Raw genomic sequence first — 13,109 nt, 5'->3', positions numbered from 1 at the left:
GATCCGAATTCAACAGGAGTCCGACAGTGATTAAATCCCGTGCAGCGGTCGCTTTTGAGGCCAACAAGCCGCTAGAAATTGTCGAAGTCGATGTGGCGCCGCCCCAGGAAGGTGAGGTACTGGTGCGTATCGTTGCCACCGGTGTTTGTCACACCGACGCCTACACCCTCTCCGGGGCGGATCCGGAAGGCTTGTTCCCGACCATTCTGGGCCACGAAGGTGGTGGCATTGTTGAAGCCGTTGGCCCCGGCGTAAAAAATCTGGAAGTCGGGGATCATGTCATTCCGCTCTATACCGCTGAATGCGGTGAGTGCAAATTCTGCACTTCTGGCAAGACCAACCTGTGCGGTGCCGTGCGTGCCACACAGGGTAAGGGCGTAATGCCGGATGGTACTTCCCGTTTTTCCTACAACGGCCAGCCACTCTATCACTACATGGGCTGCTCCACGTTCTCAGAATACACGGTACTGCCGGAAATCTCCCTGGCCAAGATCCCCAAGGAAGCGCCCCTTGAGAAGGTTTGCCTGCTTGGTTGTGGTGTCACCACCGGGATTGGCGCGGTGATGAATACCGCCAAGGTGGAAGAAGGCGCCACTGTGGCCATCTTCGGTCTGGGTGGCATCGGCCTGGCGGCGATCATCGGAGCCAAGATGGCCAAGGCGGGTCGGATTATCGGCGTCGACATTAACCCGGGCAAGTTCGACATTGCCAAACAACTGGGTGCCACCGATGTGGTTAACCCCAACGACTATGACAAGCCGATTCAGGAAGTCATCGTCGAGATGACCGACGGCGGTGTTGACTACTCCTTCGAGTGTATCGGCAACGTCAAAGTCATGCGTGCGGCACTGGAGTGCTGTCACAAGGGATGGGGCGAATCCATCATCATCGGCGTGGCCGGTGCCGGCGAAGAGATCAGCACCCGCCCGTTCCAGCTAGTGACCGGCCGGGTCTGGAAAGGCTCAGCGTTTGGCGGCGTGAAGGGTCGTACCGAGTTGCCCGGCTATGTGGAAAAGGCGGAGAAGGGAGAGATTCCGCTGGATGTGTTCATTACCCATGAAATGCCTCTGGAAGACATCAATAAGGCATTTGATCTGATGCATGAGGGTAAGAGCATTCGGACGGTTATTCATTTCTGAGTATGAGCGGCTCCCCGGTCACGCCCGAACGATCGGGGAGCAACTGAGTTCAAGCGCTGACTGAAGCTAATCCCAGAGCGGTTGATCGGACAGCTTTTTCTGAAGGAACGAGATAAAGGCTTTCACCTTCCCCGGCAACTGTTTCCTGTTGGGATAAAGGACATGGATTTGCTGTCGATCTGTTTCGTACTTGTCCAGTAGCTTGATGAGCATTCCGTCTTCGAGCAATTCACCCACCATGAAAGACGACAATCGGGCAATTCCCCCTCCCTGCATGGCATAGTCGCAAAGGGCATTTACATCGTTGGTAAGGAAGCCGCCTTTGGCTTCGATAAGCTGTTCCCCCTCGGGGGTCTGGAATCGCCATAGGTTGAATGATCGGCTGGTTGAAAGGCGCAGGCAGCTGTGGTTTCTCAGATCAGAGGGGACGCGAGGCTTTCCGTGGAGCTTCAGATATTCCGGGCTGGCGCAAACGATGCGCCGGCTTTCGCCAAGGTGCCTCGCTACCAGACTGGTATCTTCCAGAACGCCCAATCGGATAGCCACATCAACCTGCTCAGCCACCAGATCGACGGGAATGCCGGAGAGCTGAAGTTCCAGTTCCAGCTGTGGGTATTCTTCCTGGAACTCCATCAGGATGGGAAGTAGCTGGTGGTGTGCAAAACCCGGGGTGCTATTAATCCGAAGTTTGCCTTTGGCGATCTGACCGTAATTGCTTAATGTGTTTTCGGCGTCCTCGACCGCAGACAGTATGTCCAGGCACCTTCGATAGAACTGCTGGCCGGCTTCAGTCGTGCTCAGCTTCCTTGTGGTTCTATTCAGTAGCCGCACACCCAAGCGGTTTTCCAGTCTGTTGATGAGTTTGCTTACAGCGGAGGGCGTAAGTTCAAGTTCGCGTGCCGCAGCAGACAACCCTCCGCGTTGTATAACCGTTGCATAGACTTCCATTTCCGTCAGTTTGTCCATTCGTGATGATTACCTTTGAATTCTATTCACAAATGCTTGGACAACACTCGTCTTTTTCCCGCGACGACGCAAGCCTAAAGTCGTTAAACCCGGCCACCGAAATGGAGCGTTAAAATGTTGGAACTTTATACCCATCCTATGTCGCCCTGTGCGCAGAAAGTCCGCATTGTGCTCGCCGAAAAAGGCCTGCGATGGACGAAACATCATGTCGATCTCGCTCAGAAAGAGAATCTTCACCCCGACTATTTGCAGCTTAATCCGTTGGGCGTCGTGCCTACTCTGGTCCATGAAGGTAAGGCCGTTATCGAGTCCAGTATCATTTGTGAATATCTGGAAGATCGCTGGCCAGGGCCAAGCTTGCGGCCTGAGGACCCCTACGCAATAGCCCAGATGCGTTTCTGGATGAAACAGGTTGATAACAAGCTTCATCCGTCCTGCGGCGCACTTCAGTGGCCGTTAGTAATGCGACCGGGGTTGATGAAGAAATCGCAAACGGAACGCCAGGCATTGCTTGATCAGATTCCGGAGAAACCCCGGCGTGAGCGCCAAAAACGGCTGACTGAATTCGGCCTTGAGGCGCCAGATGTGGTCGATGCCGTTCACGTATACCGTAAGACGATTCTGGAAATGGAAAATGCGCTCAAAGAGCATCATTGGGTAGTCGCCGATAGCTTCAGTCTTGCTGATATCTGCCTGGCACCATACTTCCAAACGATTATGCAATTCGGCTGGACAGATATTTATGAGGATTGCCCGCGTGTGGCAGATTGGTTCGAGCGCTGCCGCAAAAGAGCGTCGTATGAACAATCGGTGGCAGCTGACTTTCCAGCGGACGTCAGGGCTGACCTGCTGGAAAAAGGCAAACCTGCATGGAGTCTGATCCAGGGGCATTTAGAGAAATTTCCGTCTCCGATGTGACTTACAAATGGGCGTCAATCATGTTCGATGCATCCGATCATCGAGAAGTTCTGGCTGTATTCGGAAACAGCCAGAACGCAAACCAGCGTGTCATTCGCGGCATCAATACGTAGCTCATCAATAGCATCACGACAGCAGTGACCAGCAATGTACGCAAAAGCAGTGGCACTTGTGCCAGCACATCCCCGAATAACAGGAAGACCAGAGTCACCGCCGGGTAGAGTGCCAGCCAGCTGACAATGGTCATCTTCCATTTGGGTGGAGGTGTCACCGGATTCTGGCCCGGTAAAGTGAACCAGGTAACGATTCCCGAAGTCACTTCCCGCTCGCTGGGCTGTACCAGCAGACTTTCTATCTGCTCCAGCAGTTCTGCCCTCTCCTCGGAAGCTTCCCATGCAGCCAGCGATTCCCGATCTTGGAACTTGAACACGATGCGGTATTCAGGATCGTCGGGTGAAGCCGGCCGGAACATGGCGGTGCCCAGGTAACCGGGAAAACGCGAGGCCCGCTCGGTCATCTGGCTGCTTAGTGCCTCAAATGCGTCTTGCTGGCCCTTCTTGACCCGCCGCGAGACAACCACTGTGAAGGGGGCTGTTGAATCCTGTTGGCCAACGCCAGACTGGTTGTCGGTCATGTTCATTATCCTCAATGGTCCAAAAAAGGGGCCCGCAGAAGCGGGCCCAATGGAGAAGCAACAAGGATCCGTGGATCAGCTTCCTGTTGCCCGCAGGTGCTGAACGTTGAACATCTGTGGTGGTGACAGCTCGGGGTCAACCTGTCCCTTGAATTGGCCGGTGGTGCAGTGGCTGGCCTGAACATCGATCATGCTGAAGCTGTCATCGATGGAGACACCGCTGCCCTTGTTCTTCGGCAGGTGGTGGTCCGGATGCGCCTGGCCAATGGTGAAGGTCTTCCACAGGCTGCCCTTGCGGTCATAAGACACGGTTCTCGGAATGGTGAAGGTCTGAGCATCCATGTAGTGAACACGCTTCGACAGTGGGTGGCTTTCATCCACTGGAACCGATTCAACCTCGTGAACCTTGCGGAGCTGCCAGGTGATGTCGGGGAAGCAACCGCCCTGCCCACTGAAGGACACAACCTGGTACCCATCACTGTCGCTGTGGGTTTCGGAATCGAGCGTCAGGTCGTTGTGGTTGTAGAAGGGCATCAGCATGTAACGGGTGCCCTTATAGGTCCAGTTCATATCTGAGATGCGGCCGTTGTAGCCTTCGAAGTCCTCGATCATCAGGTCAGAGCCGAGAAACGCGTCGGTGACCTGGCCAGTTGCCAGACGACGGACCCGGCGTTGAAAACCCAGGTACAGCCAGGAGTTATCCCGCTTGAGATCGTCCGCTGCACGATGGATCAGTAGCTGGGTGTTACGCACATCAGCCGGGTCCAGCACCTGAACGTAGATGGCCCGGAACAGGTCAGACGGATTCGGGGTAATTTCCGGCGTCGGTTCCTGGATCACACGTCCTTTGTAGTTCAGGAAGTGGAAGTTGAACTTGATGGTTCGCTCCACCTTGCCGGAGTCCATGTCCCGATACTTCCAGTAGAAGGGATAGATAGCCGCGCTGTCGCCCCAGTTGTACCCATACTTGTAGTTCCACGCCAGTTTCTCGCCCGCTCTGGGGTCGTTGACGTCAGGTTCTTCGGGGAAGGGGCGGCCAGCGTTCCAGCCGCTGATTTCACCCACGTTGTCACCGAGCGTAACCTGACCAAGTGAAGCCCTTGTGGCTTCAACATAGTTCGGGTGCAGATCAAAGGAGGTAGTCTCGCCTACGGTGATGGTGGTCATGCCCTGCTCGATAAAACCGTAGAATGCGGGATCAATGGCGTCCTTGAACTGGGCAACGTTGCTCTGGTCGATGACCATTCCGGCTTTCAGCCCATCAAAGCTCGGTGTCTCTGTGTTGTAGGGGTAGAAGGAGTTGGTAATAACTGCTTCATCGGCCATTAGCGCTGTCGACATCAGGCCTGCCGTGCAGCCAGCCATCAGCCATCTAAAAACGGATTTGTTCTTTGTCGTAGTCATTTTGGTTCCTCGTTATCAGAAGCTGTAACGTGCGGTCAGCTGGATTTCATCTTCTTTTTGGGCCATGCCGATCGGTCCTGACTGGAACCGGCCAAGCGGTTCGTACCCGGAGAGTCCGGCGGACTCTCCGGCGGGCTGGCCAGGATAGGCGGCGGTGAACGGATCCCAGGGGTTACAGGTGCGGCAGTCGTCAAACTTCCGGGCACCATCGCCGACCTTGAAGTTGGCACCGGCTGTGAGTTTGAAGTTGTCGTTAACCAGCCACTCGATTGATGGCGCGACGGCAGTAGCCTGGGCGCGAATGTCATGGGCTGTAATGATCTGTGGGCTCAGGCGGCCATTCATGTAGAAACCCTTGATCAGCAGGGTCGCAATCCAGTTCTGTTCCCAATCCGGAATCCCGGCCTCGCCCAGCAGACGTTGCTCGCGCTCGTGGTCAAGAATGTGCTGGCCAAAGATCTGACCGGAGAACAGGAACGCCTGGGATTCGTTCAGGGCCGGGATGAAGATGTTCTTGTCGGCACCCACCACGTAGCGAACGACATCAGACTCCGAATACAGCTTCTCACGAAGGGTGTTGGCGAACTCTTCACCGGAGGTGTACGCGGTTTCAACCCGGAACACGGTGTCGATGCCCTGGGAGTAATAGTCAAGGGAACCGCCTACCAGGTTTACTCTTGGGAAGTGGATATCGAAGGCAATCAGGCTTGGCCAAACGGCGGTTTCGCCGGTGAAGGCATTCTCAGCCGGGATGCCGCCGCGCAGTGATGGCAGCTGGGAGCGGTAGGTCAAGGCGTTCAGAGAGAAGCCGAGATCGCCGTATACGCCTTCAAGTTTCAAACCCAGCTGGGTGTTGGAAAGGCTCCAGCTTGGAAGGTGCGCCTCGCGGATACCGATCTGCCCCGGGCCAAAGTCGGTTGCGATGCTGCCGTTGGCAAAGTTGGCAACGGTGCCCCCGTTTTCCCACAGATTATTCATACCACGGAAGAAGCAGCCTGCATCCAGGATGACGTTCGGCTGGCCACACTGGCCAATATCATGGGGACGGAACTGATCGAAGTTCCAGACCACCTGGAAGTTCAGGTCGTCGAAGGCGAAGCCATCGAATACTTCGGTGGGACCCATGCGATAGTCTGACTTCAGGATCCACATGGGTATCCGGATGTCTTCCAGCTCGTCGTAGATGTTGTTGCGTGAGAAGTCCACGGGGTTGATAACATCCAGTACCCGGAACAGGTCCGTTCGGCCCCAGATGACCTGCTGTTTACCCAGGCGGGTGCTCAGCACGTTACCGCTGTCGAAGTTCAGGTCAAAATCGACATAAAGTTCACGGATGAAATCCGCTCGGTCGTTGAACTCCTGGAAACGAAGCTCGTTCAGATCCTTGTCCAGATAGTCATCAATACAGCCCCGGCTGTCGACATCGCAGGGGCGCACTGGAACACCAAATCCGACACCACCATCCTGGGGGTGCAGGTTTTCACCCAGGACGATCATGCCGTCGTTGGGGTTCTGATTGATGTCGAAACCGAAGTTGGGTGTCGGAGCGATACCGCCACCATGGGGTACGAATGGGTCAGGGTTGGGCACCAGTGCGGTGTCTTCAAGCAGAATGGCACCACCAGCGGTACGTCCATATTCATCCTTGTTCAGGTCGTACACCCCGTCATAGGTGCCGCGCAATGTGCCGTTGATGGAAACGTTGCTGAAAATGCCCACGTCGCCAATTCGTTTCTCGCCTTCCAGTTGCAGGGTATTACGGAACTTTGATAGACCGACGCCCTCTCGCCCGTAGGTTGCGTTTTCGTAGAAACCGTTGACGCGGGCATCTTCCGCAGCAACGGTTGTAGTCATTGGAACCAGCGCCAGGGTGGCACTACCCGCAAGGGTGCAGCACCAGAACCTCAGGCCTTTTATTGTTGTTTGCATGGCATGTCCTCGTTACAGGTTTTAGTGGGGCTTGGTACCGGGTTCAGGCCCGGTACGGCGCTCCCGTCACAAACCCATCGTCCTGTCTTGAACCCAACACAGGGGATGGAGCTGATTTTGTTTCCTTGTGGTCTGAATGCAGGATTCCGTCTTCATCGGCATAGACGTCGGTGATGAACCGCGGTTTGAAGGCCAACACCCATGAAGGCACCAGCAGCATGGCGGCCATGCCGTTGATGACGATCATCACGCACAGCAGCAGCGCAGCATCTGACTGGAATCTCAGGTTCGAGAAGATGACCCACATGATGATCCCGGCCATCAGGGTCAGTGCGGTAAAACTGATGGCCATGCCCGTTGTGGAAATGGCACGTCGCACGGATTCGCGCAGGTCGCCGCACTTGGCCATTTCTTCCCGAATGCGATCCATCATGTAGATCGAATAATCGATACCAACGCCGATTCCCACGGCAATGACCGGCACGGTATTGATATCGATGCTCAGGCCATTCAGGCCCATGTAGGCGTAGGTCAGGGTGGTGGCGAACAGCATCGCCAGGAGCATCATCAGGCCGGCGTGCCAGGAGGTGTAAAACAGCATCACGAAGGCGAAGATGAGCAGAAAGACCAGTGGCAGAACGATCACATTGGTTTCAAACGCTGATTCGTTCATGGCAGCTGCCACACCGAGCGTGCCGCCCGCCAGACGGATCGTCAGGCCCTCAACGCGGTCTTCATTTTCAGCGATCCATTCCTTGGCCATGTGAATGGCACGACGGATGGTTTCTCCCTGACGGTCCTTGTAATAGAACACCAGGTTGGCAACGCGATCGTCTGTATCGTTGAACTCATCCAGGGCGCCAGGTACCGGGCTCGATGCCATGTACGTGAACATCAACCCACCCACGTAGCCAGCGTCGTGGGGAATCTGGTACCAGCGGGGGTCATCGTTGTGCATCAAACGATTCACCTGCTTGACCAGATCGGGTAATCCCTTGCTGCCGCCAACTTCGGGGTCCAGCAGCATGTGGGCCTGAAGATCAGACAGGGCCTCAAGCACCTCGGGACGTTTCAGTCCGCCTTTTTCACTGGTTTCCGCGACAATGTAGAGTTCCTCCGAACCCGGGAACCGGTCATTCACCACCCTTGAGGAGATGTTGTAGTCGTGGTCGGGGTACAGGATCGGCGAGCCCGGTTCAGAGTCCCCGATTTGCACATTGGATGCGGCCAGCAAACCACCCAGCATGGAGATGGCTGCCACAGCGAGAATGATCCGCGCGGCACCCGGCCGTGTGACCGTTCGAGAGCAGCTGGCACCGATATGGCGCAAGGCTGTTTCGCGAATTTCCGGGTTCTTCGGCGTGGGCAGGATGGAGAGTAATAGTGGGACGCCGATCAGGACGGTAAAGACAACCGTGATCGCCCAGAGTGAGGCGTAGATGCCCAGATGGGTGTTCAAAGGGATGGAGCCGATGGCGATCAGCGACAGGCCAATAGCGTCGGAGACAACGCCCAGAGAGCCCGGCCGGAAAAGGCTGTCGAAGGTTGCCTTCGCAGCCTTCGGGCCGCTCCCCAGTACCAGGGTTTCTGCGTAATAGCGCTCGACCAGTTGGACACCATGACTCATGGCGCGCGCCGCAATCAAAAAGGGGATTACCAGACCTAAGGGGTCCAGGTTATAGCCAAGTACACTGATAATCCCAAGGCCCCACACAGTGGAGATGAGAACGCCTCCAAGGGGGATGAGCACACCGTATGCTTTGCGGAAGTGAAAGATGAGCAGTGCCAGCATGGTGAGCACTGTGAAGATAAAAATTTGCAGGATCTGGTCCATGTAGGTGTAGGCCCAGCCAACAAGCACGGGCTGCCCCGTGGCGTAGATGGTTACGCTTTCGGCAGCTTCATTGGCTCGGAGCTCCTGAAGCTGGGCAAAGGTCGCTTCGTAATCCAGCTTGCCTTCAATGAGCTGCGCCTTGACCAACGCCATCTTGAGATCGGGGGAAACCAGAGGGCCGTAAACCCTTGGGTTGGCAGCCACATCGGCTCGCATGGCATCCAGTGACTGCTGCGAGTATTCGCCGCTGGTGGAGTCGTAATAGGGCTCGGAATTGATGCTGCCGACTTCAGTGAGCCAGATCTTCCGGGAGTTGCGATGGGTGACGCTGGAAACCAGGTTGTGGTTGACTCCGGGCAGGCTATCTACCGCCTGAGTGATTCGATCGATTCTGGCCAGGTTCTCGTTGGTGAAGATGTCACCGTCGGAAAACTCGACCCCAACCACCAGCACGTTGGCACCACCGAAACTGTCCTTGATGCTGTTGTGCAGTTGGATGTAAGGGTGCTGCTGTGGCAAAAGGTCCGCGAAATCCGTGTAGATTTTCAGGCCTGGGATACGCAGGGCGAAGATCAGTGTCAGTATCGCGATCACTGAAAGCACCTTGCGGGGGTTGCTGAATATCCACACTTCCAGCAGATGCAGCAGATGTGTGAAACGATGCAATCCGGGCATGGTTGATATCCTCAGTCTTTGCTGGCGGCGATAGCCGCAGGGAGTTCAAGGTCGAAAAGCAGGCCACGACCACCGGCGACAAGCAGCCTTTGCTCGGGCATGAGCAGGCCGGTTCGCAGATACAGCGGCTGGTCAGATTCCGAGATCTTTTTCCAGGCTGAGCCCTGCAACTGGAGAACGGTGGCGTTGTCGGCAACTGCATAGAGTTCGGAGTCGCCGGGGATGAAGCCGAATACCGGTGCATTCGTTTCCGCAGGCATCTGCTCCCAGCTCTCACCACCATCTGTGGTGTGGTAGATGAACCCGTTCAGACCGCCAACCCAGCCCTCCTCCATGGAACGGAAGTAGCTGGTATGGGCGTAGAATTCGTCTGGCAAGTAACCCGCGTAGTCCCAGTTAAGGCCACTATCGTCGCTGCGAAGCACCATGCCGTATTCGCCTGTGGCGAGGGCTTGATCCTGGTTGATGAACTGCAGGTTGTTAATGATGGCGTCTTCGTAAAGAGAGGTTTCATCCCAGTTCTCGCCCAGGTCAGAGCTGTACTGGATGGTGGTAAAGCTGCCCGCTGTCCACCAACTGCCGTCAGGGGCACAGGCCACGGTCATCATTTGTTCCTGGCTCGGTAACGGGTGCGGGGTCCAAACGCTTCCCTGGGCATCGCCCTGCCATACCTGGTTGTCGAACGTCAGCGCGATAAAGGATTTGTCCGGGCAGACATCCAGGGCCAGAAAGCTCGCTGTGGAATTCAGTGTCTGTCGCTTCCAGGTTCCGCCGTTATCCCGGCTGGTAAGCAGTACACCGTCGTTGCCAGTTACCACAATCACCTGGTCGTTCCGGGCCATGGCCTGGTAAAAGTCTGTGCGCTTGGATGATTGCTCTGAAACCTGGCGTACCGCCTCAAGGTTGAGGGGCGCTTCGCAGCCGGTCAGCAGCAGCGATGTGCCGGCTGCTATGGCGATCGCTGTACCGGCAGTGCGCCGTGAGCGCAGAGGAGGTTTTTGCATTTTCTGTCACCGTCTTTGTTTTTGTGAAAAAGCGACTGACGGTGAGAGAGCAACCGGTATGCCATGTCCGGCTTGTCATTTTCAAGCTATTGAAAAATTTAGGTTTAGCTGAACATCCCCTGGTTGGGAGATGGTTTTAGAGGCGTTATCGTATTGGTTGATTTTTATCAAATGATCAAACCTGCAAGCAGGTTGCTTATTTCGTGAGGTGAGGAGGAGAAGGCAACATCCATGTCGCGTCGTGGTCTTGGTATTCAGCCCTCGGCAAGAATGCCTGACTTTTTCAGCCGGTAGGCCAGGGCCGGGCGGGTAAGGCCGAGAATCCGGGCCGCGCCGGATACATTCTGCTTGGCCTGGTCCATGGCTCTGCGCATCAGAGTCTCTTCCACTTCGTCGAGACTGATCGAGTTCCCGAGGATCTGGTCTGCCCAGCCTCCCGCTGCGTTCGACACGCCCTCATGCACCACATGGCCTTCGCTATCAACGAACTCATGGGGCTTTTCCGAATGGTTGTCGGGGAAAACTGCGAATAACGAGTCCTGACTGATGGATTCGTTGTTCTCCGTGAGTATCACACCTCGTTCAATGACGTTTTCGAGCTCTCGAATGTTACCAGGCCATCGGTAATTCAGGCACAGGGCGAGTGCTTTATCAGACAGGCCCAGAGTGCGTTTATTGTATTCTGAATGAAACTTATTGAGAAAGTGTTCAACGAGCAGGGGCAGGTCCTCCAGGCGTTCCCGGAGTGGCGGAATCTTTACCGGGAAAACGTTCAGGCGGTAGTAAAGGTCGGCGCGGAATTTTCCGGCCTCAACGGCATCGGCAAGGCTCTCATTGGTGGCCGCAATGACGCGCACGTTGACGGAACGGGTGCGATTGTCGCCGACGCGCTCCAGTTCGCCTTCCTGCAGGACCCGGAGCAGCGTAGCCTGCGCTCTGGCTGTCAACTCCACCACTTCATCAAGGAATATGGTGCCACCATTCGCGCGCTCAAAGCGCCCCGGTCTGGACTGGTTGGCGCCGGTATAGGCCCCCTTCTCGACGCCAAACAGTTCAGCCTCAATCAGGTCGGGCGGTATTGCTGCGCAGTTGACTGCGATAAAGGGTTGCTCTGCGCGTTCGCTGCGCAGGTGGACGCTTCTGGCAATGACCTCTTTACCAACGCCGGTTTCGCCGAGAAGAAGGACTGAGACCTTGCCCAAGGCCGCTTTGTCGATCATCTTGCAGACCTTGTTGTATGAGGCGGACTGTCCAATGCCGTAGTACTGCCCCTGCTGTTTCTCAAGACTGCTGCGAAGCGAGCTGACCTGGGACTGCAGGTCGTAGAGTTCCTCAATCATCGGATCTGCTTTGAAGTATTGAGTGAACTCGTCAGTGTCATCCCACTCCTCGGCCGGCTTGCCGACGATATGGCATTTTTCGTCGCCGCAGCCCCGGCAGGAGACCTCCTTGAAAATGATTTGGCGGCCCATGAAGGAAGAAGAGTAGGCGCACGCATAGCCAAGAAGAGACCAGCAGGCAGGTTCACTCATTTGCCCCAGCTCAGTCTGGCAGATTTCGACTTCGAACGAGTCAACCCAATCCAGCTCGCCGTAAAAGGCGCCGGTTTTCTGATCGATATCAATCTCGACAGGAACCACTTTGACCATGCCCTTCAGGGAGTGAAGTTGTGGGCCTGCCAGGAAAATATCGACTTCACTGCAATGCGGGCGAAGCTTGCGGGCAAGTTCCGCGTCCCGAAGTCCGGACTGGTAGCCGAGACGCAGGAAAAAACCTTTTGCCCGTTCAATCCCGATGGTGTTGACCAGTTCTCGGCGAAATGCGCCCAACGCGGAAACCTGCATGAGAAGCATCCGTTGTTCGCCGAACCATATTTTTCCTTCCGTGCTTTGGAACCGGATCTGTTCCGTAAGATCCTGAAAATCCACGTATTGCAGCTGTGGTTTATAGCTGATTGCCATGTCAGGAGCCCCGTTTGTTGTTGTGTGGGGTTGGGGTGCGCCGGAAATAAAATTCAGTGCGCGGGCAACGGAGTTGCTGCTCTATATAACACCTGATGAAAGTCAAAAATCAATCAAATGATAAAAAACTGACCATTGGTCGAATGATTTTCCTCGCATCTGAGCATTTGCTGAGGTGGTCCTTTCAAGTTGATCAAATAGTAAAAAACGGCTTGCTCCAAGCCCGTCTTCGGCACCGGATATCTTTTTCTTTTCCCATCGGGTGGCCGAATTAAGTATTTATAAAACAATGTGTTGGAAGCTTTTTGCCGGGCGTTGTTTGCGGCTTGGCACACCCGTTGCTCTCTGATCACTAGCCAACAACAAAGACAATGGGGCAAACAATGACGACCCAGAACGACATCAAATCTTTCGACGAACTGACTCGCTACATCCGGGTGCGGAGCGAGCCGGGCGATAAGTTCGTGGAATTCGACTTCGCTATTGGCTACCCGGAACTGTTCGTTGAACTCGTTCTGCCGCGCGAGGCGTTCGAAATCTTCTGCAAGCACAACAAGGTGGTCCACATGGACTCCGAAATGATCCGCGCAATTGATGAAGACATGGTCAAGTGGCGGTTCGGAGAGCGTGGGCAACGTTACTGAG

At 55.4% G+C, this 13,109-nt stretch carries 10 protein-coding genes; 3 read left to right on the top strand and 7 right to left on the bottom strand.

Annotated elements, in window-relative coordinates; all coding sequences use genetic code 11:
* The first annotated feature begins 26 nt into the window (after window positions 1–26).
* Window positions 27–1,139: an S-(hydroxymethyl)glutathione dehydrogenase/class III alcohol dehydrogenase gene (locus tag CFT65_RS01115; protein ID WP_088826216.1), complete on the top strand. Its 1,113-nt coding sequence runs from the start codon at window positions 27–29 to the stop codon at window positions 1,137–1,139.
* A gap of 66 nt (window positions 1,140–1,205) precedes the next feature.
* Here CFT65_RS01115 and CFT65_RS01110 read toward each other — a convergent pair whose 3' ends face one another.
* Window positions 1,206–2,105, bottom strand: coding sequence for a LysR family transcriptional regulator (locus CFT65_RS01110; RefSeq protein WP_088826215.1), 900 nt, complete (start codon window positions 2,103–2,105; stop codon window positions 1,206–1,208).
* 114 nt (window positions 2,106–2,219) lie between these two features.
* On the opposite strand from CFT65_RS01110, the gene CFT65_RS01105 reads away from it, so the two are divergent.
* Window positions 2,220–3,023 carry a glutathione S-transferase family protein gene (locus CFT65_RS01105; protein ID WP_088826214.1) on the top strand — a complete coding sequence of 268 codons (804 nt, stop codon included), beginning with the start codon at window positions 2,220–2,222 and terminating at the stop codon, window positions 3,021–3,023.
* A gap of 37 nt (window positions 3,024–3,060) precedes the next feature.
* On the opposite strand, the gene CFT65_RS01100 is transcribed toward CFT65_RS01105, so the two are convergent.
* The 6 genes from CFT65_RS01100 to CFT65_RS01075 all read right to left on the bottom strand — a co-directional run bounded on the left by CFT65_RS01100 (window position 3,061) and on the right by CFT65_RS01075 (window position 12,464).
* Window positions 3,061–3,657 (bottom strand): antibiotic biosynthesis monooxygenase, encoded by a 597-nt coding sequence (locus tag CFT65_RS01100; protein WP_088826213.1) that lies wholly within the window; start codon window positions 3,655–3,657, stop codon window positions 3,061–3,063.
* A 75-nt stretch (window positions 3,658–3,732) separates the two neighbouring features.
* A complete protein-coding gene (locus CFT65_RS01095) occupies window positions 3,733–5,061 on the bottom strand; it encodes a DUF1329 domain-containing protein (RefSeq protein ID WP_228705754.1) in 1,329 nt (442 codons plus the stop codon).
* Window positions 5,062–5,076: 15 nt separating this feature from the next.
* On the bottom strand, window positions 5,077–6,990 hold the full coding sequence (locus tag CFT65_RS01090) for a DUF1302 family protein (RefSeq protein ID WP_088826211.1): 1,914 nt from the start codon (window positions 6,988–6,990) through the stop codon (window positions 5,077–5,079).
* 43 nt (window positions 6,991–7,033) lie between these two features.
* Window positions 7,034–9,499, bottom strand: a complete 2,466-nt coding sequence (locus tag CFT65_RS01085; RefSeq protein ID WP_088826210.1) for an efflux RND transporter permease subunit — start codon at window positions 9,497–9,499, stop codon at window positions 7,034–7,036.
* An 11-nt stretch (window positions 9,500–9,510) separates the two neighbouring features.
* A complete protein-coding gene (locus CFT65_RS01080) occupies window positions 9,511–10,503 on the bottom strand; it encodes a WD40/YVTN/BNR-like repeat-containing protein (protein ID WP_088826209.1) in 993 nt (330 codons plus the stop codon).
* A gap of 254 nt (window positions 10,504–10,757) precedes the next feature.
* The gene (locus CFT65_RS01075) at window positions 10,758–12,464 is read right to left on the bottom strand and encodes a sigma-54-dependent Fis family transcriptional regulator (protein ID WP_088826208.1); all 1,707 of its coding nucleotides are present in this window, start codon (window positions 12,462–12,464) and stop codon (window positions 10,758–10,760) included.
* A gap of 383 nt (window positions 12,465–12,847) precedes the next feature.
* Here CFT65_RS01075 and CFT65_RS01070 point away from each other — a divergent pair, with 383 nt between their 5' ends.
* The gene (locus CFT65_RS01070; protein ID WP_088826207.1) at window positions 12,848–13,108 is read left to right on the top strand and encodes a phenol hydroxylase subunit; all 261 of its coding nucleotides are present in this window, start codon (window positions 12,848–12,850) and stop codon (window positions 13,106–13,108) included.
* Window position 13,109 lies beyond the last annotated feature (1 nt).

Origin of the sequence: Marinobacter sp. es.048 (assembly GCF_900188435.1) — a bacterium.
Lineage (GTDB): Bacteria > Pseudomonadota > Gammaproteobacteria > Pseudomonadales > Oleiphilaceae > Marinobacter.
This window is presented reverse-complemented; position numbering and strand designations above follow the sequence as displayed.